This window comes from Corynebacterium sp. L4757 (assembly GCF_043673995.1).
Classification (GTDB): Bacteria; Actinomycetota; Actinomycetes; order Mycobacteriales; family Mycobacteriaceae; genus Corynebacterium.
This window is the reverse complement of record NZ_JBIMEN010000003.1, coordinates 135743-161086: the sequence shown is the minus strand read 5'-3', so window position 1 is coordinate 161086 and position 25344 is coordinate 135743. Positions and strand designations below refer to the sequence as shown.

21 protein-coding genes are annotated in these 25344 nt (G+C 58.2%); 10 read left to right on the top strand and 11 right to left on the bottom strand.

Annotation, left to right across the window (positions count from 1 at the left end):
* Nucleotides 1-12: 12 nt before the first annotated feature.
* Genes ACG98I_RS05470 through ACG98I_RS05455 form a run of 4 tightly spaced genes read left to right on the top strand, consistent with a single transcriptional unit; the run spans nt 13 to nt 3897 of the window.
* The gene (locus ACG98I_RS05470; protein WP_394719063.1) at nt 13-603 is read left to right on the top strand and encodes a peptide deformylase; all 591 of its coding nucleotides are present in this window, start codon (nt 13-15) and stop codon (nt 601-603) included.
* Nucleotides 604-606: 3 nt separating this feature from the next.
* Complete coding sequence (locus tag ACG98I_RS05465; protein WP_394719065.1) at nt 607-1575, top strand: GNAT family N-acetyltransferase; 969 nt, start codon at nt 607-609, stop codon at nt 1573-1575.
* A 3-nt stretch (nt 1576-1578) separates the two neighbouring features.
* Nucleotides 1579-2388, top strand: coding sequence for an exodeoxyribonuclease III (locus ACG98I_RS05460; RefSeq protein WP_394719067.1), 810 nt, complete (start codon nt 1579-1581; stop codon nt 2386-2388).
* Nucleotides 2389-2394: 6 nt separating this feature from the next.
* Complete coding sequence (locus tag ACG98I_RS05455) at nt 2395-3897, top strand: phospholipase D-like domain-containing protein (RefSeq protein ID WP_394719069.1); 1503 nt, start codon at nt 2395-2397, stop codon at nt 3895-3897.
* On the opposite strand, the gene ACG98I_RS05450 is transcribed toward ACG98I_RS05455, so the two are convergent.
* From ACG98I_RS05450 to ACG98I_RS05435, 4 genes are read right to left on the bottom strand one after another with little or no spacing between them, the layout of a single operon-like run.
* Nucleotides 3869-5044: a multidrug effflux MFS transporter gene (locus ACG98I_RS05450; protein ID WP_394719070.1), complete on the bottom strand. Its 1176-nt coding sequence runs from the start codon at nt 5042-5044 to the stop codon at nt 3869-3871. The genes ACG98I_RS05455 and ACG98I_RS05450 overlap by 29 nt on opposite strands.
* On the bottom strand, nt 5045-5809 hold the full coding sequence (locus tag ACG98I_RS05445; protein ID WP_394719072.1) for an ABC transporter permease: 765 nt from the start codon (nt 5807-5809) through the stop codon (nt 5045-5047).
* Nucleotides 5799-6788, bottom strand: coding sequence for an ABC transporter ATP-binding protein (locus tag ACG98I_RS05440; protein ID WP_394719074.1), 990 nt, complete (start codon nt 6786-6788; stop codon nt 5799-5801). The genes ACG98I_RS05445 and ACG98I_RS05440 overlap by 11 nt, the downstream gene beginning before the upstream one ends.
* Nucleotides 6789-6845: 57 nt before the next feature.
* Entirely contained in the window at nt 6846-7361 is a 516-nt protein-coding gene (locus ACG98I_RS05435; protein WP_394719075.1) for an NUDIX domain-containing protein, read from the bottom strand.
* 97 nt (nt 7362-7458) lie between these two features.
* Here ACG98I_RS05435 and ACG98I_RS05430 point away from each other — a divergent pair, with 97 nt between their 5' ends.
* Genes ACG98I_RS05430 through ACG98I_RS05420 form a run of 3 tightly spaced genes read left to right on the top strand, consistent with a single transcriptional unit; the run spans nt 7459 to nt 12589 of the window.
* Nucleotides 7459-8937, top strand: a complete 1479-nt coding sequence (locus ACG98I_RS05430; protein WP_394719077.1) for a hypothetical protein — start codon at nt 7459-7461, stop codon at nt 8935-8937.
* Nucleotides 8937-10022 (top strand): glutamate ABC transporter substrate-binding protein, encoded by a 1086-nt coding sequence (locus ACG98I_RS05425; RefSeq protein WP_394719079.1) that lies wholly within the window; start codon nt 8937-8939, stop codon nt 10020-10022. Before ACG98I_RS05430 ends, ACG98I_RS05425 begins: the two co-directional genes overlap by 1 nt.
* Nucleotides 10019-12589: a tetratricopeptide repeat protein gene (locus ACG98I_RS05420; protein WP_394719081.1), complete on the top strand. Its 2571-nt coding sequence runs from the start codon at nt 10019-10021 to the stop codon at nt 12587-12589. Before ACG98I_RS05425 ends, ACG98I_RS05420 begins: the two co-directional genes overlap by 4 nt.
* A 32-nt stretch (nt 12590-12621) precedes the next feature.
* Here ACG98I_RS05420 and ACG98I_RS05415 read toward each other — a convergent pair whose 3' ends face one another.
* Nucleotides 12622-13818: an acetate kinase gene (locus ACG98I_RS05415; protein ID WP_394719083.1), complete on the bottom strand. Its 1197-nt coding sequence runs from the start codon at nt 13816-13818 to the stop codon at nt 12622-12624.
* Nucleotides 13819-15180 carry a phosphate acetyltransferase gene (gene pta / locus ACG98I_RS05410; protein WP_394719084.1) on the bottom strand — a complete coding sequence of 454 codons (1362 nt, stop codon included), beginning with the start codon at nt 15178-15180 and terminating at the stop codon, nt 13819-13821. It lies immediately after the preceding gene.
* A 242-nt stretch (nt 15181-15422) separates the two neighbouring features.
* Here pta and ACG98I_RS05405 point away from each other — a divergent pair, with 242 nt between their 5' ends.
* On the top strand, nt 15423-16811 hold the full coding sequence (locus ACG98I_RS05405) for an FAD-dependent oxidoreductase (protein WP_394719086.1): 1389 nt from the start codon (nt 15423-15425) through the stop codon (nt 16809-16811).
* A 101-nt stretch (nt 16812-16912) separates the two neighbouring features.
* On the top strand, nt 16913-18121 hold the full coding sequence (locus ACG98I_RS05400; protein ID WP_394719088.1) for an HNH endonuclease signature motif containing protein: 1209 nt from the start codon (nt 16913-16915) through the stop codon (nt 18119-18121).
* On the opposite strand, the gene purT is transcribed toward ACG98I_RS05400, so the two are convergent.
* Both purT and ACG98I_RS05390 read right to left on the bottom strand, forming a co-directional pair.
* Nucleotides 18095-19399, bottom strand: a complete 1305-nt coding sequence (gene purT, locus ACG98I_RS05395; protein WP_394719273.1) for a formate-dependent phosphoribosylglycinamide formyltransferase — start codon at nt 19397-19399, stop codon at nt 18095-18097. The two genes, ACG98I_RS05400 and purT, sit on opposite strands and share 27 nt — an antisense overlap.
* A 60-nt stretch (nt 19400-19459) precedes the next feature.
* The gene (locus ACG98I_RS05390) at nt 19460-20752 is read right to left on the bottom strand and encodes an adenylosuccinate synthase (RefSeq protein WP_394719090.1); all 1293 of its coding nucleotides are present in this window, start codon (nt 20750-20752) and stop codon (nt 19460-19462) included.
* A 76-nt stretch (nt 20753-20828) separates the two neighbouring features.
* On the opposite strand from ACG98I_RS05390, the gene ACG98I_RS05385 reads away from it, so the two are divergent.
* Nucleotides 20829-21668, top strand: a complete 840-nt coding sequence (locus ACG98I_RS05385; RefSeq protein WP_394719092.1) for a hypothetical protein — start codon at nt 20829-20831, stop codon at nt 21666-21668.
* A gap of 66 nt (nt 21669-21734) precedes the next feature.
* Here ACG98I_RS05385 and ACG98I_RS05380 read toward each other — a convergent pair whose 3' ends face one another.
* The 3 genes from ACG98I_RS05380 to ACG98I_RS05370 form a co-directional block, all read right to left on the bottom strand.
* Nucleotides 21735-22919 carry an aromatic acid exporter family protein gene (locus tag ACG98I_RS05380; RefSeq protein ID WP_394719094.1) on the bottom strand — a complete coding sequence of 395 codons (1185 nt, stop codon included), beginning with the start codon at nt 22917-22919 and terminating at the stop codon, nt 21735-21737.
* An 86-nt stretch (nt 22920-23005) separates the two neighbouring features.
* Complete coding sequence (gene fbaA, locus ACG98I_RS05375) at nt 23006-24040, bottom strand: class II fructose-bisphosphate aldolase (RefSeq protein ID WP_394719096.1); 1035 nt, start codon at nt 24038-24040, stop codon at nt 23006-23008.
* A 94-nt stretch (nt 24041-24134) separates the two neighbouring features.
* Nucleotides 24135-25328, bottom strand: a complete 1194-nt coding sequence (locus ACG98I_RS05370) for a glycoside hydrolase family 76 protein (protein WP_394719098.1) — start codon at nt 25326-25328, stop codon at nt 24135-24137.
* Between the last annotated feature and the right edge of the window lie 16 nt (nt 25329-25344).

Here is a 25344-nt window from a genome sequence, read left to right as displayed (position 1 = left end):
AAACTGTATTCCATGACTATCCGCGCAATTGTGATACACGGCGACCCAGTACTTCATAACCCCACCGAAGTAGTTAAAGAACCAGTTGACACCCCAGAACTGCAGACCTTGATTGCTGACATGTTTGAGACCATGGCTGCCGCCAATGGCGTCGGCTTGGCCGCAAACCAGGTCGGTATTAATAAGCGTCTTTTTGTCTATGACTGCCCGGATGATGAAGGCCATATGCATAAGGGCTGCGTTATTAACCCGGTGCTGGAGACCTCAGAGATTCCAGAAACCATGCCTGCCGATGACGGCTCCGAAGACGAAGGCTGCCTGTCCGTTCCTGGCGAAGGCTTCCCTACCGGCCGCGCCGATTGGGCTAAGGTGACCGGACTTAATGAAAAGGGTGAAGACATCACCGTTGAGGGCACCGGCTTTTTCGCGCGTTGCCTGCAGCACGAGGTCGGCCACTTGGACGGCATTGTTTACACGGATACGCTGATTGGCCGCAATAAGCGTGCAGCCAAGAAGACCATTAAGGCCAATGGGTGGAATGTTCCGGGTTTGACCTGGATGCCTGGTGAAGGCGAAGACCCTTTCGGCCACGACGAAGACTAAGCCATGGCTAAAGCTTTTCGCTCCGATCCCGTCACCCCTGGTGACCGCGTGGTTGCCCGCCGCAAGTTCAAAGGCGGTGGGCATAGCGATGTCATTGGGCACGTCACGGCTGCCGAACCGTTGACTATTCGCCCGCAGATGGTGGGTGGTTTCCCATCCGCGTTGCCGGAGGTTGTCATCCCCGCTGATGAGCTTTATGTGGTTAAAAAGCTCTCGCCGCGCACGGTGCGAAATTCTGATATCCGCCACGTGGAGGTCGCCTCCGCGCACTCCTACCGCGGTGCCACCAATCAGTGGACCTCGAATGGCCAGTGGTTGATGCGTGCCGGTGATGGCCGCACGGCGCGGACTAATTCGGCGGTGCCGCTGGGGCCATCGGCAGGCTTTGAGCCCGTACCAATCGCTGAGCTCGCCACGTTTTATGCCAGCCATAACATGACTATTTTATTGTTGGTGCCAGAGCGCATCGGTAATTCCGCGTTGAAGCTGCCGCATGACCACGTTGATGTGGAAAAAATCGTCATGACCCGCGAACTCGCGGACTTAAGCGATATCATGCCATATGTGGATGAGCCGCTGGAGGTGGAAATAACCGCTGAGCCAACGCCGGCGTGGTTGGATATCGCCGACCACGCAGATACCGACTTGGCTCAGCCATTGCTTTCCGATGCCACCCTCGCCTTCTTTTCCGCCGCCCCCGGCGCCGTGCTGCGCGCAACCATTACCGAATCCGAGGATGGAACGCGCTGGCTAGGCATCGCGTGCGTGAAAGTCAGCGAATCCGCCCGCCGGCAGCGCCTAGCAGCACGACTGGTAGCGCATGCCATGGTCTGGGGCAAAGAGCAGGGCGCTGAAAAGGTGTACCTGCAAGTAAGCCTGGGCAATGACGGTGCGATTGCGCTTTATGAAAAGCTCGGCATGCTTGAGCACCACCGACATCGCTACATCACGGTTGATCCAGGTAACCTGTAAATCATGCGGATAGCAACGTGGAATATTAACTCAGTCAGAACCCGCGGCGAGCGGGCCTTAAATCTTATGGATAAGCACAACATTGATGTGCTGTGCTTGCAAGAGACCAAGGTGGCTGATGATAAATTCCCGCGTTCGCTTTTCGAAGACGCTGGCTATCACGTGGTATTCCACGGTTTGAACCAGTGGAATGGTGTTGCGATTGTCTCCCGTGAAGAACCCACTGAGGTTTTCACCGGCTTCCCAGAGCAGCCGGGCTATCACAATGACGAGGAAAAAGAACAAGCACCGGAAGCTCGCGCTTTGGGTGCGGTCATTCGCGGTGTGGAAATCTGGTCGCTCTATGTGCCCAATGGCCGCGAAATTACGCAGCGCCACTATGACTATAAGCTGGACTTTCTCTACGCTCTCGCGCGCTATGCCGAGGGCAAGAAACGTGAGAAGCTGCTGCTGACCGGAGATTTCAACATCGCCCCGCGCAATGAGGATGTGTGGGACTTGGAGGTCTTCCGCGGCAAGACGCACGTCACCGAACCCGAGCGCGCTGCGTTCCAGCGCCTCGAAGAGGCAGGCCTAAAAGAAGTCACCCGCCAATTCACCGAGGCAGAGCGCTGGACCTACTATGACTACAAGTCTCTGCGCTTCCAAAAGGGCGAGGGCATGCGCATTGATTTCCAGCTAGCCTCCGACTCTTTGGCAGACAAGGTCACTGGTGCGGGTCTGGATAAGAAGGAGCGCTCCGAAAAGGGCAGCTCTGACCATGTTTTACTGTGGGCTGATTTCGATCTGCCTGATTTCGACTCCGTGCGCTAGCAGCCCATGTCTTTATCCCTCGATCTGACCGGCTGGCAGCTGATCTTTTTCATCCTCGACTACGCCATCAAAATCTTCGCCATCGGCTTTGTCCCCGAAGGACGTCGTCCTTCGTCCTCAACCGCATGGCTGCTGGCAATTTTACTGCTGCCTTTTATCGGTCTGCCGCTGTTTTTGCTCATGGGTTCGCCGCAAATCAATCGGCGCCGCCACCGCATCCAGCAGGAAGCCAATGACGCCATCGAGGATGCTCACAAGGAAGTCCCCGACCACCCCTTCGAGGACATCGAAGCCGAAGTTGAATCCATCATCAAGCTCAATCGCCGTCTCACCGGCTTTCCGGCGGTGGTTGGGCACAACATGGGCATTCACGCTGATTATGCCAAGTCCATCCAAGCTATGGCTGATGCCATCGACCAGGCCAAGCGCTACGTCTACGTCGAAATCTACATCACCAGCTGGGATGAGACCACCGATCCTTTCTTCCAAGCACTTGCCCGTGCACGTCAGCGCGGTGTGGAAGTAAAATTCCTCTTCGACCAAATCGGTAGCTTCAAATATAAGGGCTACCGCACCCTAGGCAAGCGGCTGAGCGCCATCGATGTTGATTGGCGTTTGATGCTGCCCATCCAAATCCTACGCGGCCGCTTCCGCCGCCCTGACCTGCGCAATCACCGCAAGCTCGTCATCATCGACGGCGACCGCGGCTTCATCGGCTCACTCAATCTCATCAAGCGCGAGTATAAAACCACAGACCGTTACTGGATTGATTACATGGTGGAGCTCACCGGGCCCATCGTCGTCTCTTTGCAGGCGGTATTCGCCGTGGATTGGTACACCGAATCCGGCGAGCTGATTGAAATGCTCACTGAGCTCGAAGATGAGGGCGAAACCCCCGACTCCAATTATGTCCAGCTGATTCCCTCGGGCCCGGGATATTCCACCGAGCCGAACCTGCGCATGTTCATCTCTCTCATTCACCATGCCAAAAGTCGACTGATTATCTGCTCGCCTTATTTCGTGCCCGATGAATCACTTCTCGATGCCGTCACCACCGCCAGCTACCGCGGTGTACGCGTGGAGCTTTACGTCTCCGAAAAGGCCGACCAATTCATGGTCGACCACTCGCAGTCTTCCTACTATCAGTCTCTCCTCGAGGCCGGTATCCACATCTACCAATTCCCCAAGCCTTTCGTGCTGCACTCAAAGTTCGTGCTCGCTGACCCCGATACGGGCCGCGCCGACCCCGTGGAAACCGCCGAAGGTATTCGCCTGAAGAATAAGCCACTGGCTGCTTTCGGCTCCTCCAACCTGGACATGCGCTCTTTCGGACTGAACTATGAGTCCACAATGCTAGTTGCCCGAGGCGATCTCATCCGCGAATTCAATGAGCTCGCCGCCAATTACCGCGCAGTCTCTCATGAGCTCACGCTTGAGGAATGGAACCAGCGCGGCTTCATTCGCCGCTACGTTGATAACGTTATGCGTCTGACGTCAGCCCTGCAGTAGCGGAAAGCGCGCCGACTGCGGCAATGGACATGCACACAATCATGCCCACGCTCATCGTCATCGCCGTATTGCCACCCATGCCCATCACCGGGCCCGCAAGGCTGCCGAGAATAGCTTGGGCAAAGCCCATCACCGAGGTCACCGAGCCCGCTCGGGGGCGCATCATGCCGGTAGCCATCGCCGTCGAATTACCCATAATGATGCCATTTGGCGAAATACACAGCACCAGCGCGAGCATTATCCAGCCCACGCTCGCACCGGACAAGACCAGGATCAGCAGCAGGATATTTCCGAACATCGCTAAGCTAATGCCGCCCAACAGCATCCTTTTGGTGCCAAAGTGGTCGATGAATGCGGAGTTCGTAAAACTGCCGATACACATGCCCGTCGCCGTCAGCGCGAATACGCCCGAGTAGGCCAGCGGGCTGAAGCTGAATTGCTGCTGGAAGACGAATGCTGACGCCGAAATGTAGCAAAACATCGAGGCGAAGGCGAAAGCCATGGATACTATAAAGCCCCACACGCGCGCATTTTTCAGCACCGCCACATAGTTGCCCAGCACACGGCGGGCAAAAGAGCCGCTTCCCGATGCCTTCCCACCGGTCTCCGGCACAATCAACAAAACGACCGCCAACTGGAGGCCGTGCAGTGCGGTGAGCACCCAGTAGATGCCACGCCAACCGATGGGTTCTGCCAGCAGTCCGCCCACAATCGGCGCGACAGCCGGGGCAATCGCCAAAATAGCCATGAGCAGCGAGTAGGTCTTCGCGGCTTCTTTGCCCGAGAGCAAATCTGGCACCATCGCACGCGAGAGCACAATACACGCACCGCCGCCTAAGCCTTGCAAGGTACGCGCGATAATAAAGACCGACATGGTGGGCGCAAGCGCCACCGCGGCCGATGCCACCAGTGCAATCACCGCGCCCGCAATCAGCAGCCGACGCCTGCCGATGACATCCGAGACCGGCCCCACCGTCAATTGGCCTACGGCCATACCGACGAAGAATCCTGACAGTGTCAGCTGCACAACGGAGTCAGGGACTCCGAATTCCTGGCCCACGGCAGGGAGCGTGGGCAGGTACATATCTGTCGCAAAAGGCGCTGTTGCGGACAACAGCGCCAGCGCGAGAAGTAGGGAAATGGCCACTTAAGCGTCTCTTTTCACCAACATGAATACGCCAACGACCCACGAGACAGCGGCCCACACGGCAAATACAATGGCAGATCCGACCGTTGAATCCCACGGGGCGGTGTCGACACTGCCGTCCATGATCCACGTATTGAGCGCGGTAAATGGCATGAAGTTCACGATGTCTTCGCCAATCTTCGGAATAGTACCCACCATCGAGTCAATGCCCAGGTACAAAATCAGCGAGATAGCCACCGCACCGGTGGTTTGACGCATGATCAAACCCAAACCCTGTCCGAAGACAATCAGCATGAACATGCCCAATGGAAAGACCCACAGAGCGCGGGTGGTGAAATCATCGAAGATTTCGAAATTCTCGCCCATCTCGCCGCCGAGTACTAACTTGGCCACGACAACGCTGGCCAAAATACCCACCACCACGAGTACCGCAGCAATCACGCCGTACATCACGGCCTTGACGGCTGCGACCATCAACCGGTTGTGGTTAGACATGTACACATTGGTCTGAATGTTGAACCGGTATTCGGTGGTGACCACCATGATGCCCTGAATCAGCAACACCGGCATCGCGAGAGTGTATAGCACCGACAACAGTGCCGGCGCGGTCACCGGCATCTGTGCATCCACTGGCTGCGAATTGGTGATCGTGGTGATCATCAGTGTCCAGCCGATGGAAATGAAGAAGAATACGCCCGTGGTCCACCACACCGAACGCGTACTAAAAAGCTTGGTCAGCTCTGAGCGAAGTGTATTAAGAATCATCGCGAGCCTCCTGAGCTTCTTCGTCCGTATCTTGCGCAGCTTCGCCCGATACTTCTTCACCCGGTGCAGCGGCGTGGTACTGCACGGATTCGCTGGTCATGTCCATAAATGCATCCTCCAAAGATGCGCGCTTCTGCGTCAGCTCCGTCAATGGCACGCCAACTGAATACGCTAGGTTGCCCACGAAATCCGTGGTCTGATCCGGAAGCACCAGGGTCTCGCGTCCTTCTTCATCTTGAGACATGGAAAATTCCACGTTCTCTTCTTCCAGCGCACCGGTAAATTCCGGCACAAAATCGGTGCGGACAATGACGCTGGATGCCGAGTGTTCTTTCACAAAATCATACGTCGGCTGGTCCGCGATCAACTTACCGCGGCCGATGACCACCAAGTGGTCTGCGGTCAGGGCCATCTCAGACAGAAGGTGCGAAGAAATCAGCACGGTGCGCCCTTCCGCCGCGAGCGCACGCACGAGTGAGCGCACCCAACGGATACCTTCCGGGTCCAAGCCATTGACTGGCTCGTCCAGAACCAAAATCTCCGGGTCGCCTAAAAGTGCGCTGGCCAAGCCTAAGCGCTGGCCCATGCCCAAAGAAAAGCCACCGGCTTTCTTCTTTGCAACATCAGCTAAGCCGACGAGCTCCAGAACCTCTTGGACACGCGAGGTAGGAATACCATTAGACTGCGCCATCCACGTCAGATGCGCTTTTGCCGAACGGTTCGGGTGCACTGCCTTGGCATCTAACAAACACCCGATCGTGCGCAGCGGGTGCTTAAGCTTTTGATAGGGCGCACCGTCAATCGTTGCGCGCCCCGCGGTTGGGGCATCAAGGCCCACGATCATGCGCATGGTCGTTGACTTGCCCGCGCCGTTAGGACCTAGAAATCCCGTCACTTTCCCGGGTTTTACGCTAAAGCTGAGGTCATCAACCGCACGGACTGACCTGTACTGTTTCGTCAATCCTTCTACTTCAATCATGCAAACAACGTTGCCATAAAATCACGCTCAATGACCACGTGCCCCACCGCAAAGCGCTTAAATTACCGTGTCAATCAGCTGTTTAATCCGTGGCAATGCCTGCCGAAAAGGCGCAATCAACGTCAGCTCTTCCAGAGCATCCACGAGCACCCAGCGCAGCTCATTGGATTCCTCATTCGCGGTGGTTACCAGCGGTTTTCCATCCTTGGTCCGCGCAATGACGGTGGTATAAGTCCAGCCGCCCGGCAGGCCATCGGCAGCGTCAAAAGGCCCCGCGGTCACTTCTGAATCTACAACCTCAATGTGGTCTGGATTAATTGCACATTCTTCGACGGTTTCACGCACCGCAGCCTCTTCGACGGTCTCATTCAGGTCGCGTGCGCCGCCGGGAATCCCCCACGTATCCCCAAAATTGGTCCACGCCGCGCGGTGCTGCATCAGCACCACCGGGCCGTGCTCGGAGTCCGCAAGCAAAAAGAGCCCGGCCGCGCCGTAGCGCCCCCACATGCGTAAACCATTCGGTCCCGCTGCCCAGCCGTCACCATTTGCTTCGAGTGATTCCTTTCCCGCCATAGTTACTCATCCTACGCCAACCAATTCCTTGGCGAAGTCTTTAGAAAACCCGCGTGGAGGGTGGAATATCACACTTTAAGTGAGTTAGTCTTAAGCAATGACCGGCAGTCGGGATATGCACGTTGAAGAGGATGTTAGCTCCTCCCTTGCTGTGGTGTCGGAAATCCCCGAGCCGGAGTCTCAGGACCATTGGCTCGATGAGGTCACCGAACCGTCTAATCCCGTTTATAACCCGGCGACGCATCTGGCGATGTCAACGTTCGCCGGCCCTGCGCGCCTGCTGCGCCGTATCTGGAATTTTGTCACCACCACCCCTGGCCGGATGTTCGCGATCACTGTGGCGCTCACGGTCGCGCTGGCTGCAGCTGGTGTGTCGATGTCGAATTCCTCTGCCGAGCGCCAGGATGATTTGGACCGTCTGCTCACGGTCACCGAGCCCACCGCGAATGCCGCGCATAATCTCTACACCTCGCTGTCGCTCGCTGACACCGTGGCGTCGACGGGGTTCGTCCAGGGCGGCGTGGAGTCATCGACAAGCAGGCAAAAATACAATGAGGCCATCGACCGCGCGGCGGTGTCTGCAACGCAGGCTGTGCAGGGAGCGGCTGCCGATGACCACGAGATCCGCCAGCTCGTTCAGTTCATTCAACGCGAGCTTCCCGTGTACACGGGCATGGTGGAAACCGCGCGAGCAAACCACCGCATGTCGAATGCGGTGGCGGGCGCGTATATGTCGAATGCCTCGGCCATCATGCGCGAGGAAATCCTGCCGGCTGCTTCCCGGCTTTTTACCATCACCTCGAATAAGGTCGCTGAGGAACAACGCAGCCTAACCGCGCCACAGTGGGTGCCGCTATCTGGTCTGATAGCCGCGGTAATTTTCTTGGCGCTGGCGCAGTGGTGGTTGTGGCGCATTACCCGTCGCCGCCTCAACCGAGGTTTCGTGACAGCGACATCACTGATGGCGTTGGCGATTTTCTGGGTGTCCATCGCGAATTTTGCCACCTGGTCTGCCGGTTCGCAGGCTTTCGAAGAAGCCTCCACGCCGTGGAGTTCGCTGACTGCCTCGCGTATCGCTGGTCAACAAGCCCGCACCGCTGAGACTCTCGCGCTGGTCCGCCGTGATTCTGACAATGACTCCTTGCCTTTTACTCACGTGGAAAGCTCCATTCGTGATGCGCTGATCGAATTTGAAGCTTCCGCATCTTTCGATCCTGATAACCCCACCAGCTCGCAAATTGCCGTGGACACTGCCCGCGAATCACTCACGGAGTGGAGTGAAACCCACGACGAATTCGTATCAGCGCTACGCACCGGCCGTTATGATGAAGCGCTGCATCTAGCCACCGCCCCGAACCCTGACCCCGGGGAGGATGCCACCGCTGCGTCTGCGTTCAATACGCTCGATAATGCGCTGACCAAGCTGATTGCGGATTCGCGTGAAACCATGCGCGCATATATCTCTGATGGTCTCGCCGCGATGACCTTTGTTGCCTCCGCAGTTATGGTGCTCACGGTGCTCGCGATTTTCGCCGTATGGCTCGGTATCCGTCCACGTCTGCAGGAGTACCTCTAATGTCTCACTCCAAGATTTGGTTGACCACGCTTCTTACCGCAACGCTCTTCCTTACTGCCTGCGGTTCAAATACGCCCGATGACACCAACCCCGCACCAGACCCGGCGATTGAGCAAGAGGAAGAATCACCCGAACTCCCGCGTGCATTCAATTCGGAACCGATGACTGCACCGATTGCGGGCCCACCGCTGCCGGTCGGCTCGCGCTGGATGCATGCTTCGGAATACACGCCTGCTGAAACCGATTTCGACGGTGAGCTCGAAGGAACCTACCGCCCCGATGACGCCACACCCGAAGAACGCGTGCCCAATATCATTGAGCGCGGTCGTCTCATTGTCGGCGTGGACCAGTCCCATAATCTGCTGTCTTATCGCGATGCTGCCTCCGGCGACATCCAGGGTTTTGAAGTCGACCTCGCCCATGAAATCGCCGAGGATATCTTCGGCGACCGCAACCGCGTGGACTTCCGCTTCCTGGAGTCCGCCGAGCGCTCCGAAGCTTTACAAAATGGCACGGTCGACATCGTGATTCGCACCATGACCATGACCCCGGAGCGTGAAGAAACCGTCGCGTTTTCCCGGCCTTATATGACCACCGATACCCGCATGTTGGTGCTCACCAGCTCCGGTATCACGAGCTTTGATGAAACCTCCGGGCGCACCATTTGCTCCGTGGAAGGTTCCACCGCCTTGGACAAAGTCGCACAGGCAGCCCCGCACGCGAACCTGCTGATTGCGCGTTCCTGGGGTGATTGCCTCATGGCTCTGCAGCTGGGCCAGGCCAACGCTATCGTCGTCGATGACACACTGCTTTCCGGCATGGTGGCTCAGGACCCATATTCTTCGATTGTCGGCGAGGTCCTCGACACCGAGGTCTATGGCGTGGGTATTCGCCGCCCCGATGCCCAATTCGACTCCCGGGGACTGATCCGCCAGGTCAATTCCACCATCGAGCGCACCTTGGAAGATGGCACATGGCAATCGCTTTTCGATGAATGGTTTGGCCAGTACCTGCCCACCCCCACCCTGCCGGAGCCGAAGTACATCGAGGAAAAGCCCGAAGAAGATTCAGAGGAAGAATCATGAGCCACAAATTCACCGAAGATGAACTCAACTACCTCGACCCGGAAAAATCTGAGGAGAACTCGGAGGATGACCAGGCCACCGAAGCCGTCGCCTTAGACCCCTTCGCTGACGACGATGATTTCGACGACGAAATCGAGGGTCAGAAATACGACGGAAACAGCACGGAAGAAGCCGAGTCCACTGCCACCCAAGCGGTAGCTTATGCCCCTTTCGCCGATGATGACGATATCGACGGCGAAGAGCACGGGACCGATGCCGTTCCATTTGATCCTTTCGCCGACGACGATGATGACTCCGCATCGTCTGAATCTGAATTTTCTGACCCGGACAATATCGCGGCTCTGATTAAAGATTTGGGCGAGCTGCGCGATAAACGCGAGAAATCGCGCTCTGCCGATGCCCTGCTGGGCACCTCACAGCGCTCACGCCGACAGGCGCTCGATACGTTCCGCGAACTACGCCTGGCTGCACGCACCAGCCGCGAAGTTGCCGATGGCATGGTCACACTGCCTTATGTGGTGCCATCCGACCCGCAGGATGCGTTGATGGATCCGCAGAAAGCGGTCATCGAAAAGAACCTCACCCCGCCGCAGCTTAATCCCGGCGATATCGTGGCCAGCCAATATGAAATCCTGGGCGTTATCGCCCATGGCGGCATGGGCTGGATTTACCTTGCCAATGACCACTTTGTGTCCGGGCGCGTGGTGGTGCTCAAGGGCATGCAGGCACATAAGTCCGAAGATGAAACCGCCGCTGCCGAAGCCGAGCGGGAGTTCCTCGCTGATATCACCCACCCGGGCATCGTGAAGATTTTCAACTTCATCGATGACGTGCGTGTCCCCGGTGGGTTCATCGTGATGGAATACGTGGGCGGGCCATCGTTACGCAAGCGCCGCAACGCCATGCCCGAAAAGCGTCTGCCTTTTACCATCGCCATCGCCTATATCCTTGAGCTTTTGCCAGCACTCGACTACCTGCATTCGCGCGGCGTGGTTTATAACGATCTGAAGCCCGATAACATCATCGTGACTGAAGACCAGGTCAAACTCATTGACTTGGGCGCGGTGTCCGGCATCGGTGCTTTTGGTTTCATCTATGGCACCAAAGGTTTCCAGGCGCCAGAAGTACCCACCGAGGGCCCTTCGGTGGCCAGCGATATTTACACTATCGGCCGCACGCTCGCCGCGCTGACGCTGCAATTGCCGCAGGAAGATGGCGTATATACCCCGGGCATTCCTTCGCCTTCCGAAGAACCCCGCCTGCGCCGACACGTCTCCTACTATCGTCTGCTGCGGCGCGCGACGAACCCGGACCCGAAAAAGCGCTTCAAAGACATCACTGAGCTGCGCACGCAGCTTTATGGTGTGCTGCGCGAAATCATCGCGATTCGTGATGGCATCCAGCACCCGGCGCAACATTCGCTATTCTCCCCGGCGCGTTCGACGTTCGGCACCAAGCACCTGGTGTTTCGCACCGACCAGCTGATTGACGGCATTGAGCGCACCGTGCGCATTACTGCGCCCGAGGTCGTATCGGCGCTGCCGACGCCGCTGCTGGACCGCGATGACGTCGGTGCTGCGCTGCTGCAAGGCTATTCCTATACCGAGCCGCAGGAAGCATTGGAGACGCTGCGTCAGGCCATGCAGACGGTGGAGTATGAAAAGTCTGCCGAAATTCCTTTCGGCGTGGTTCGTTCCATGCTGGATTTGGGTTATACCAACCAGGCTCAGTCATGGTTGGACAAGCTTGAGCCCCGGCTTGGCGATGATTGGCGCTACCAATGGTATTCCGGCGTCACCCAGCTGCTGCTGGAGGATTACACCGCTGCGCAGCTGCATTTTTCGAATATGTTAGAGATTTTGCCGGGTGAGGCCGCGCCGAAACTGGCGCTGGCTGCGGTCAATGAGTTGCTGCTGCAGTCGATGGGATATTCCGAGCAGCAGCTGATGGACCCGACGCTGGCGCGCGCGTGCGCGAATATTTCTTCCAACCTCTATGAGTTGGATGATTCATACTTCGCGGATTCTCAGATTTGGGAACACATCACCGATGACCCGACGAGCATCCGGTTCAACTCGCTGCGCCTGTATGGCACGGTGTGGTCGACGAACCCGACGACGGTGTCCTCGGCCTTTGGCCTGGCGCGTTTGCTGCGCGCGGAGAATCAGACCGAGGTCGCGGTGGCCACGCTCGACCGCGTGCCGAATGCTTCGCGACACCAGCGCATGGCACGGCTGACTACGATTGTTCAGCTGATTTCCCAAGACGTCAACGAATCCCGCGTGCGCCGCGCAGCCCGGCGCCTGGAGGAGATTCCAACGAATGAGCCCCGCTTTTTGCAGATTAAAATCGCGGTCATTTCCGCCGGTTTGAGCTTCCTGCGTGATGCCAAGCTGGATGCGGCGGCCTCACCCAATGATCTCTTCGAATACGCCTTCACCGAGCGTGGCCTGCGCTATGGGTTGGCCGATACACTGCGGGCGCTTGCCCGCCAGGCACCGTTCAACCGCCACCGCTACGCCCTAGTTGACCTGGCCAACCAGGTCCGACCCGTCACCATGTTCTAGGCCTGGGTCTTCGCCCAGGCCTGTGAGCGCTTTTAAACGCTAGCGAGCGCGGCGGATTTTTGGGCGATGGCGAGCTCCTCATTGGTGGGCACCACCAGTACTTTCACCGTGGAGTCATCGGTGGAAATCACGCGCGGTTCACTGGAGCGCACCGCGTTGCGCTCCGGGTCAACCTTGATGCCATACATTTCTAGGTCCGCCAGAGCATCAGCGCGCACCTCAATGTCATTTTCACCCACGCCTGCGGTGAAAGAAATCGCGTCCACGCGCCCCAGCGCAATCATGTAGGAGCCGATGAACCTGCGCAGCTGGTGGATGTAGATGTTATACGCCAACCAGGCATCAGAGTTGCCCTCTGAAATCATCTCGCGCAGCGCACGGAAATCATTCACGCCCGCCAGGCCCTTCACGCCGGACTTCTTATTGAGCAGCACGTCAATCTCATCGATGCTCATCTTCGCCTCGCGCACCAGATGGAAAATGATACCCGGGTCAATATCACCGGTACGCGTGCCCATGACCAGACCCGCGAGCGGTGTCAGCCCCATCGAGGTATCAATCGCTTGACCATTGTGAATCGCGGCTGCCGATGCACCATTGCCCAAGTGCAGCGTAATCTGCCGCGTTTGCCCTGGGTCGCGGTCCAGCACGCGCGGAACCTGCTGCGAGACAAACTCATGCGAGGTGCCGTGGAAACCATAGCGGCGAATATCGTAGTTGGAGGCGACCTCGTTGTTTATCGCGTACAGCGCCGCAGCTGGCGGCATGTGATTGAAGAAGGCCGTATCAAAGACCGCAATGTGCGGCAGGTCCGGCAGGATTTCACGCGCCACGCGGATGCCGTCCAGGTTCGCTGGATTATGCAGCGGCGCCAGCGGAATCAAGTCCTCAATCATGGACTCAATTTGGGTGTCAATGAGCACTGGCTCCGAGAAAAGCTTGCCGCCGTGGACCACGCGGTGCCCGACCGCGACCAGCTCCAGCGACGTTGGACCCACGCCGTGGTCATCGAGAATCTCAAACGCGCGCTTCAGCCCCGCGGTGTGATTCGCAATCTCCAATTCCTCGCGGGTGTCTTCACCCCGCACGGTGACTTTAATCGCGCCCTGCGGCTCACCAATCTGCTCTACTAGGCCTGCGACCAGCGGTTCATCGGTCGCGGATGATTCCGGGCTGACAATCTGAAATTTGATCGACGAAGAACCAGAATTAATAACCAGACAATACATTTACTTCGCCCCCGCCTGAATCGCGGTAATCGCGACCGTATTGATGATATCCGGCACCGTCGCACCACGCGATAAGTCATTGACCGGTTTATTCAGCCCCTGCAGAATCGGACCAACTGCCAGCGCATTACCCGTGCGCTGCGCCGTCTTATAGCCAATATTGCCTGCCTCCAGGTCTGGGAAGATGAACACATTCGCGTGCCCCGCGACCTCTGATTCTGGCATCTTCTTGGCTGCCACGCCCGGGTCGCACGCCGCGTCAAATTGCAGCGGGCCATCGACCTTCAGCGCCGAGTCCAGCCCGCGCGCGACCTCCACGGCTTGCGCTGCGCGCTCCACATCCGGGCCCGCTCCGGAGCTACCGGTGGAATAAGACAACATGGCCACCCGCGGGTCAATGCCAAATTGCTTCGCTGTGCGAGCAGAGACCACCGCGATTTCCCCCAGCTGCTCCGCCGTCGGGTTCGGGTTCACCGCACAATCACCAAATGCCCACAGGCGCCCGCGCATGACCATCAAGAAAATACTGGAGACCACCGATGCCTCCGGCACCGTCTTAATGATCTGGAAAGAAGGCTTAATCGTGTGCGCTGTCGTATTCGCCGCACCAGAGACCATGCCATCGGCCAAGCCCTTATGCACCATCATCGTCGCAAAATAGGAAATATCCTGCATCGTCTCACGCGCCTGCTCCACCGTCACGCCCTTAGACTTGCGCAGCTCCGCGAAATCTTCCGCGAACTCGTCCAACAGCGGTGAGCTCTTATGATCCAGAATCCGCGCATCCTCCAGGTTCACACCCAACTGCGCCGCGCGCGAAGCTATATCCTCAGGGGCCCCCAAAATCGTCAGCTTCACCACGCCCTTATCCAAGAGCGCGCCCGCTGCCAGCAAAATGCGGTCATCCTCGCCCTCCGGCAGCACAATATGCGCGCCCACCTTCGCGGCCTTATCAAGAAGATTGTGCTCAAATACCGGCGCCGACATGACCGGCTCCACGTTCAGGTTCACGGCGCTGTGCAGCACGGAGGCATCGGCAAGCTCTGCGGGCGTAAACACACCCGCCACCGTCGCATCCATGTCTTTCGCATGGCGCTCCGCCAGCATCGCCGCCCGGCCCTTCTCGCGCGCCACAATCACCAGCGGCACACCCAGCGCCGCCGCGACCACAGCATCAAAATGCGAATCGCCGGAGCCTTCGATCACCCGGGGGCCATCGGCAAGCGGCTGCAATGCCACAATCTCTGCCACCTTCGGCGGCAAATCAGCCAACCTGACAACCGGCGCCCCCAGCGCGGTCACATCAAGCTCATCAAAATTCAAACCAAGCGCGCTCACAAGCGCCGAACGGATTTCAGGCATAGTCGGAAAGATAACCTCTCTTTTTTAAGGCGTGGGCCAACCGTCCCAATTCTATCGGAGTAAAGCGCATCACACGGGCGTTTGAGAATTATATGCATCCAGCTCACACCACCAATACACTGGATAAACACCCCTGTTTAGGTAAAAACCACATGGTGAGACGTGATACTTAACATAGGCGTGGCTTAATCTACAGCGTAGAATTGATAAAGATTCGAACTATATAAGGAGACAATCCCCCGATGAGCACTACCGCTGACATTCAATCAGCCAATCAGCCGGCACGAATTGCCGTCATTGGCTCCGGCCCAGCCGGCATTTACGCCTCCGACCTGCTGGTCAAATCCGAGCTGGATGTACAGATTGACCTCTTTGAGAAGATGCCAGCTCCGTTTGGGCTTATCCGCTACGGCGTGGCACCGGACCACCCACGCATCAAGGGCATTGTGCAGTCCTTACACAATGTGATGGAAAAGAATGAGATTCGTTTCCTCGGCAATATCGAGGTCGGCCGTGACATCACTGTTGATGAGATGCACGAATACTATGACGCCATCATCTTCGCGACTGGCGCGACCCAGGATAAGGCCATGGGTCTGCCTGGTGAGGATCTTGAGGGCAGCTACGGCTCCGCTGAGTTCGTGGGCTTTTATGACGGTAACCCAAACTTCAAGCGCGACTGGGACTTGAGTGCTGAGTCCGTTGCGGTCATAGGCGTGGGCAATGTGTCTTTGGACGTCTCCCGTATTTTGGCGAAGACCGCCGATGAGCTGCTGGTGACCGAAATTCCGGACAATGTTTACCAGACTCTGAAGACCAATAAGGCGCGCGAGGTGCACGTCTTCGGCCGTCGTGGTCCAGCGCAGGCGAAGTACACGCCGAAGGAGCTCAAGGAGCTCGATGAGTCCCCAACCATCGAGGTTGTTGTGGCGCCGGAAGACATTGACTATGACGCCGCATCCGAGGCTGCGCGCCGCGAAGCCAAGTCCGTTGACTTGGTCTGCCAGACGCTCGAGAGCTACGCCATGCGCGAACCTGGCGATGCACCGCACAAGATCTACATCCACTTCTTCGAGTCCCCCACCGAGATCGTCGGCGAGGACGGCAAGGTTGTGGGCATCCGCACCGAGCGCACTCAGCTCGATGGCAATGGCAACGTCACCGGCACCGGTGAGTTCACCGATTGGCCAGTACAGGCTGTCTACCGCGCCATTGGCTACCACCCACAGCATGTCAAGGGCGTGCCTTTCGATGCCAAGAAGGCAGTCATTCCGAATGACGGCGGCCACGTCATTGATTCCTCAACCGGCGAGTCCATCCCGGGTCTGTACGCGACCGGCTGGATCAAGCGCGGTCCAGTTGGCCTGATTGGTAACACCAAGTCGGATGCGAAGGACACCACCACGATGCTGGTGGAGGATTATGTTTCCGGCAAGCTCAACGCAGCTGACAAGCGCGACCCAGAAGATATCCTGACGCTGCTAGCTGACCGCGATGTTGCGGTCACCACCTGGGAAGGTTGGGGCCGTCTGGATGCCGCAGAGCGTGCAGCGGGCGAAGAGTTCGAGCGCGAGCGCGTGAAGATCGTGGAGTGGGAAGACATGGTGCGCCATGCTGGTCCACAGGCATAGCCTGCAGGAATCCACTTTTGGGTGACACGACAGCGTAGTTATCCACAGATTTCAAGTATGAGCCTGGACGGTGCTTGACATATGGCTTTAGAGTCATGGTCATGGACATCTTCCAGGCTTTTACTATTGTCGCAGCGCACGGGGTGGCGCTGCTGTCGGCGTGTCATGAGCGCAGTGCCTATGACATCGTCGCCGCCGGAGTGTCGTTGGAGCAAGCCAAGACATACAAGCGTACGGCCACGGCGTTCTTAGGCCCGGCAGATTCACCCAAGGTGCAGCAGGACACCCTTGCGGTGGCCACGGCGCAGGGTTTGAGCATTGAGCGCTTGACGATGATTAATCGCCACGCCAACCGTCTCACCCGCCGCGGGCAGGCGTGGAAATTGCGTGCAGAATTGGTGGCGATGACTGGTTCTTTCGAGGAGGTCAACGCCCACGGCAAAGCGCGCGTAGAGGAGATTCTTGGTCCGCAGCCGAAGCAGCCGGGTGTTCGCATTGGGCGGACGAAAAATGGCATGCGCACCATGACCATTACGGACAGCCAGCGCCGCATCACGGACTTTGAGAAAACCTTGGACGCGGTCACCGATGCCCGAGAGGCGAAAGCACGTGAAGCTAAATCACGTGAAGCCGACGCACCAGAGCCCCCGGTTGCCCAGAAGCGCTCAAATCAGTTGTTGACGTCATTGTGGGAGCACCTGGAATCAGATTCAGGTCTCATGGCACCGAGCTATCGCACGGTGATTGCGATTGGTCTGGATGAGTGCACCAAGATTCTGCGCGGTGAGAGCGATGATGTCATCGTGGGACTGTCGGATGGCACCACCATGACCGGCGCGGAAGTACTGGGCTCACTGCTTGCCGGCGAACTGGGACACGAGGTCTTCGCGGGCTTATTCCACCCCGTGGCGGGACCGGTCAATCTTTATCATGCGCGATTTGCTTCCATGAAGCAGCGCGTGCTGGCGATGGCTGAGAACCTCGTGTGTCCCTGGCCCAATTGCTCCGTACCAGCAGACCGCTGCCAGGTACACCACCTGCAGCCGCACAACCTGGGCGGGCCGACGGTGCCGTGGAATATGACGATGCTGTGCAAGTATCACAACGGCGTCAACGATGATAACCCCAGTGCGCCGCCCAAGAATGGCCGCATGGAGCGCTGCCGTGGCACCCCGCCAGGTGGCAGCACGCCAGATGGCAGGTCGCAAGAAGGTCGACACCGCGGCAAGGTGCGCTACCGCAGCCGCGGCGGGCGCCTATTTGCCAATACGCACATCAATAGCTCACTCGGAGCGATGAACCTCATCTGACGATGCGTCGTGCAGTGCTGCGTTATGCGGTGCTGCACTGCCTGGTGTGGCTTTGGTGTCAGCGGCTTTGGTGTCAGCGGCGTCTGCGGATTTCGCGTCAGCGGCGTCTGCCCCGGACGTCGCGTCTTGCGAAGGGCGAGACGCAACCTTGATTTTGGAGGCCGCGATGGCGGCGCGGTCGCGGGCTTCGGCGACGTCATCCGCGGTCGACATAATCAGCCCCATGCGGCGGCCAGGATAGGCCGAAGGCTTACCAAAGAGCCTGATATCCGTTTCTGCAACCTGCAGTGCTTCTTCGACGCCGGTGTAGGTTACTTCGGCGATCTCTTCATCAGCGTGAATCAACGAGCTCGCGCCCGGAGACGTCAACGTGATGTCAATAGGAAGACCCAAGATGGCGCGGGCGTGCAGCTCGTATTGCGAAAAACGCTGAGTCGCTTCAGTGAGCATCGCTTTATCTGAAGGGCGCGGGGAAACAGAAGAGAAATAAACGTCATCGCCGGCCACGAAGAGCTCCACGGCGAAGATGCCGCGGCCGCCGAGCTCATTGGAGATACGTGCTGCCACAGAGCGAGCATTTTCAAATGCGCGCTGACTCATCGTCTTCGGCTGCCAACACTCAACCAGGTTGCCGCGGTCATGCTCATAACCAATCGGCTCAGAGAACCACGTTGCGAGCTTGCCCGTTTCCGGATCAATGGAGCGTACCGCCATGATGATGATTTCATAATCAAAATCAACGAATTGTTCCGCGACAACCCAAGAATTCTTCGCGCCCTTGCGCACATCATTCCACGCGTCCTTGAGCTGGTCGCGGTCTTTGACCATGACATGCCCGCGGCCCGAGGTCATCACGTCCGGTTTCACAATCACCGGCACGCCCAGCTCCTCGACGGCGGCTTCCAAGTCGTCGAAGGTTTCAACGACTTTGTAGGCGGTCGTCGGCAAGCCGAGGCTCTCCGCCACTTCGCGTAATTTCTTGCGGTCCCGGGTCAGCTCGCAGGCACGGGCGGTGGGAACAACGGTGACAGAGGGGGCATCGGAAAGCACGGCCAACGCCTCACTCGCCACCACCTCGATCTCGGGCACTACATACTGCGGCTTAACGTGCTCAACTAAGTCCAGCACAGCCTTTTCATCATCGATGTCAGCAGTATAGGAAAAGTGCGCAACCTGCTGCGCCGGCGATCCCTCATAGCGGTCCACAACATGAACCTCCAGGCCCAAGTTCTGAAACGCGCCAACCAAGCCCTTCGCAAGTTCACCGCCGCCCAACATGAGCACACGGACCGCGTTGGACGTCAGCGGGCTGCCAATATAGGAATCCACGCCTACTCCTTACTCATCATCCAATACGTCATGACGCACAATGGTTTGGTCACGGCCTGGGCCGACGCCAATGTAGGACATGCGCGTGCCGGAAAGTTCCTCCAGGCGCAGCACGTAATCCTGGGCCTTCTGCGGTAGGTCCTCGAAGGTTTGGCAGCCGGTGATGTCTTCCTCCCAGGCTGGCATGGTCTCATAGATAGGCACGGCGTGGTGGAATTGCGACTGGGTGAGTGGCATTTCATCAAAGCGTTCGCCATCGACGTCATAGGCGACGCAAATCGGGATTTCGCCGATTCCGGTGAGCACGTCGAGCTTGGTCAGGAAGTAGTCGGTGAAACCATTCACGCGGGTGGCGTAGCGGGCGATGACCGAGTCATACCAGCCGCAACGGCGCGTGCGGCCGGTGTTAACTCCGACCTCGCCGCCGGTGACCTGAAGGTATTCGCCCCATTTATCAAAAAGCTCGGTGGGGAATGGGCCTGCGCCCACGCGGGTGGTGTACGCCTTGATAATGCCCAAGGAGTGCGTGATGCGGGTTGGTCCGATACCGCTGCCTACCGATGCCCCGCCCGCCGTCGGGTTCGACGACGTCACGAATGGGTAGGTGCCGTGGTCGACGTCCAGCATCGTGGCCTGGCCGCCTTCCATCAGCACGTGCTTGCCGTCATCGAGCGCAGTGTTGAGCAGGAATTCAGAATCCACGACCATGGGCTCTAGGCGGTCGCGGTAGCTTAAGAAGTACTCCACGATGTCTTCCGGATCGATGGCCTTGCGGTTATACATTTTGACCAGCATCTGGTTTTTGATTTCCAGCGCGGATTCAATCTTTTGGCGCAGGATGGACTCATCAAAGATATCCTGCACGCGGATGCCCACGCGGGTGACTTTATCGCCGTAGGTTGGGCCGATGCCGCGGCCGGTGGTGCCAATCGCGCGCTTGCCCAGGAATCGTTCTTGGACGCGGTCGAGCGTCTGGTGATAAGGCGCGACGAGGTGGGCATTGGCGGAAATACGCAGACGGGATGCATCGGCGCCGCGGGCTTCGAGGCCTTCAATTTCCTCGAAGAGGGCTTCGAGGTTGATGACCACACCGTTGCCAAGTACCGGGGTGGCGTTTTCAGAAAGGATGCCGGCAGGCAGCAGCTTAAGCTCATACTTTTCGCCGCCAACCACGACGGTGTGGCCAGCATTGTTACCACCATTGGGCTTGACCACGTAATCTACGCGGCCGCCGAGGATATCTGTAGCTTTACCTTTGCCTTCGTCGCCCCACTGGGCACCGACGATAACGATTGCTGCCATGGTTGTTCACTTCCTACAATTGAAGGCTAAATACGCGTTAACTCTACCTTTATCCCCAGTGATAATGTATTTAGCCATGCAGGTCCGTATTTTGCGGTGCGGTGATGTGGCCGTGCCGGATGTGGAGTTTTCGCAGGTCTCGGCGATTCCCACCCGCCAAGAGCTCAGGGCTATCGATGATGCCGCTTTCGACATTTTGCCCGTCGATCCCACCCCGTCGCTTGATGAGATTGCGAGACAACCCGACGTCTCGCACCTGGGCGCGCCACAGCCTGCGCCGCAGCCTATCGATGATCCCTTGCGCATCGTGGTTGTTGGCGATGACGCCGCGTTATCCGCAGTGCTCACGCGCATGATGCGTGCAGATTACATGTGGGCTGAGGTCGCGTATGTTCCTGTCATTGACGGTGCGGCGAGTACTGCGGCGCAGAATTGGAATATCCCCACCGATTCGGATGCAGCGTGGAAACTGGCGTTGGAGGGCACGGTGCGTCCGGTACCGCTGATTCGCAATGACACCGGGCTGGCGGTCGCGGGCTCGGCGACGGTCAGTGCGTGGAATCATGGTCCGCTGGTGGGCGAGATCATTGTGGATGATGCAACGCTGGTCCAGGGTGAGAAGCAATTCGGTGCGCGTTTGGTGCCGATGCTGGATGCTCCTGGTATTCTCGCTGCGCCTGCGCTCACGCCTTTTGAGTACCCGGAGACTAATAGTCGTTGGCAGCGGTTCAAGCAGAAGCTCGCGGGCGACAAAGCGCTCGGCCAGCTGGATGCGGCAGCGGCGCTGACCGGCCGCGCGCTACAGGCCGGCGGGCCAGAGCTGCGCGTAACTGTTGATGGCATCAGCGCGAAGCGGCCAGTGAAGCGGTCGACGTTTTATCGTCACCTGCGCGACTTACAAATCGTGCGTGTTTAGCGCGTGCTTTAGCTCGCCGTATTTGAGTGCGAAGGCCTCTGGACCGGGGCCATCGCAGAGCGGTAGTTAGACCTCGGGCGGGAAGGCAGGGTTGCTGGAGGTGGGCTGGAGCTGTGCGACCGCGGATTCACGCGACATGCCGCAGACAATCATCAAGTCCACCGCCACCGAACGCGTCTGCGCGAGAATCGCGTAGGCAGACAACACGGATTTCTTCCCTAGTACTTCCGTGCCTGATTCCGCAGCGACGGTGCGCAGGCGGTTGATGAGCACTGGAATCTCTTGGGCCTCGATGACCTTGGTGTTTTTCTCGTAGACGGCGGAGAGACTCAGGGCAATATCGGAAAGCTCGGCGAGCAAATCGATTTGTTTCTCGCTGACTTTATCGCCGTCTTCGCACAGCACGCCGGCCCGGCGCGCAAGCACCTGGACTAGGCGCACACAATTATCTACCGGCTCGAGCAGCCGCTCGAAAGAACGCATCTGCCGGCGCGAACCCCACATCAGCGGGGACACATTCGTGGTTTCTTTACCCGATTTCGCGGCGGCCAGCATCTTATTGATATCGGTTTGTGAGTCGCTGACCGCATCCATCGCGTGGTCAATGATGGCGTGGTCGTTAGCGCGAAGGCCATCGACGACATCGGCAAGCACCGAAGAGATAATTGCCAGTACTTTGGAAATCTCATTGCGACCATTGGTCAAAGGCGAATTCGGTAGCAAGGCAATCGTGATGATGCCGATGATGCTGCCAATCATCGCGTCAATCGCGCGCTCGAGCCCGCCGACCTCGGCATTCGGTGGCATGATCGTGGCAATCAGAATTGAGCCGATCACAATTTGGTTGCTGACCAGCACTGATTTTGTCAGCAGCGAGCCCACAATCAGTGCAATGAAGACCAGCATCGTAATCTGCAGCGGGCCCGAACCGGTGGTGTGGAAGAGCAAATCGCCTACGGCGACGCCCATGACACCGCCCAGTGCCATCTCAAACGCGCGGCTGAGCCGGTCGCCGCCGGATAGCCCGAGGATGATAACCACAGCAATTGGTGCGAAGAAAGGCTGCGGGTGCCCGACTAGCTCGTGCGCGACCCAGTACGCCAAGCCTGCGCCGACGGTGGCCTGCACGATATAGGGAAAGCGACTGCGCACGCGTTTTATGCGTGAACGCAGCGAATGTTCAACGACCTGTAGCCGCTCGCGCGTCCCTATCCTGCCGCCGTGTGCATTCGTCGTGTCTTTTCCCTCCATACCACGGAAGTCTAGCGGACTTCAATGGCTGTTGAGAGCAAAAAGACCCACCGCGCGTAGTGCTCGCGGTAGGTCGAAACAGTTGTTTACTTGGTGACGGACTTGCCAACGGACTTCAGGTCCTGGCAAGACTCGATGATGCGCTCGGACATGGACTGTTCAGCCTTCTTCATGTAGGAGCGTGGGTCGTAGACCTTCTTGTTGCCGACTTCGCCGTCAATCTTGAATACGCCGTTGTAGTTTTCAAACATGTGGCGTGCGACAGGGTTGGTGAACGCGTACTGGGTATCAGTGTCCACGTTCATCTTAATGACGCCGTAGCGCAGCGCTTCTTCGATCTTTTCCTTCTCGGAGCCGGAGCCGCCGTGGAAGACGAAATCGAATGGGTTAGAACCAGCGCTCAGGCCGAGCTTTTCTTCAGCGACCTTCTGGCCCATATCGAGAATTTCTGGGCGCAGCTTCACGTTGCCTGGCTTGTAAACGCCGTGGACATTGCCGAAGGTTGCGGCCAGCAGGTAGCGGCCATTCTCGCCGGTACCGAGGGCATCGATGGTCTTCGCGAAGTCCTCTTCGGTGGTGTAAAGGTTCGCGCCTGCCTTCGCTTCAACGCCGTCCTCTTCGCCGCCAACGACACCGATTTCGACCTCGAGCACGATATTCGCTGCCTTCGCCTTCGCGAGCAGCTCAACGGCGATGTCCAGGTTTTCATCGATAGGCACGGCGGAACCGTCCCACATGTGGGACTGGAACAGTGGCAGCTCGCCGCGATCAACGCGCTCCTGGGAGATAGCGATCAGCGGGCGCACGTACTCATCGAGTACTTCCTTCTGGCAGTGGTCGGTATGCAGCGCGACGTTGATGCCATAGTGCTTAGCAGCCTCGTGTGCGAATGCGGCCAGTGCCTGCGCGCCGGCAACCTTGTTCTTGACGCCCAGGCCCGAGCCGAACTCTGCGCCGCCGGTGGAGAACTGGATGATGCCATCGGACTCTGCCTCAGCGAATCCCTTCAACGCAGCGTTGATGGTCTCTGAAGAGGTGCAGTTGATCGCCGGGAACGCAAAGCCGTCCTTCTTAGCGGTATCAAGCATTGCGTTATAGATTTCAGGAGTTGCAATTGGCATGGAAGACTTCCTTCTACACGAATCAATGTGAATGTCACTCACTAGTATGCCTAAGTGAATCATTTCGCGCCGCCAAACGCGCTGTGAGATACCCCTAGTTATCGGCTAGCGAACGCGCCACGCGTGCGGCGGCTTCCAACAGCATCCAACCGGAGAGCTGCACAGATAGGTCACGCTCAGCGATGCGGATGACGCCTACTTTTTCCCCGAGGGTGCTCGCGCCGAGTCCATAATTATGTGGCAGGCGCGCATCAGCGGTCCAGTCGGTGGCGAAAATCGGCAGTCCGTCGACCTCCAGGCGGTGCTCCCACACAGAGTTCGCGGACGCAATCACCAGCCGTGCAGCGAGTTTGCGGGTGGCGCGGTTGGCTGGGGAATCGGCAGGCAAACGCACTGCTACATCCGCCAGGTAACGCACGAGGATGCCCTTGAAGAGCCCGCCGTCGCCGTCGCCGGTGTCCCAATCGATGACGCCACCTGGGGTGGCCATATCGGAGGCAATCGCCTGCACGAGGCCGCGGATGCGGGTGAGAAAGCGCATCATCTCATCGGCCTTCTCCGCATCCATCACAGAATCAATCTGCTCCAGATCACCCACGCCGGCACGTGCACGCAGCGCCAGGGCGATTTCCAAACAAGCGCCCAGCACCACGCCTTGGCAATAAGGGTGAATATTACGCACCAGCTCTGGGCCATCCATGCGCATGCGCACGCCGTCCATGATGAAACCATCATCATCAACTAAGTTGTCATAGATCCAGTCCACGATGGTGCGGGCTTCATCAATGCGTTCCATCCGCGCCAACATGATGGCTGCCGGGCCATTGGTGGGCACGTTGAGAAAGGTTTCGCCCTCGCGCCACGGCAAGACGCCGAGGGATTCGACACGGCCTTCCAAAATATTGGACTGCAGTGCAGTAAGCCCCTTCGGGCGTGACATCTTGGGCAGGGCGGCTACGCGGTCGAGCGCGAGCGCCAACCAGAGCTTGTCATCGTAGTAGCGGTTTTTCGTCAGCGGCGCCAAGTTGCGGCGACGGATACCGCGCAAGGTATCGGAGATCCTTTTGCGCCGGGTTTTGGTGTTATTGCGCTGTGCCGCATCCACCTGGCAGTCCACGTAATGTGCCTGCCACCAATAATGCCAATGCACAAAGAGACGTTCTTTGGACATGGGCGGCCAACTCACGACGGCCAGGTTAGTACGCGGCAAAGACCATACGGCCGACGCATGGCGTTCGTGAATTGCGGCTTCAGCGAGGTCAGCGCGATGCGACCATTTTTCTTCCACGGCGGATTTATCACTC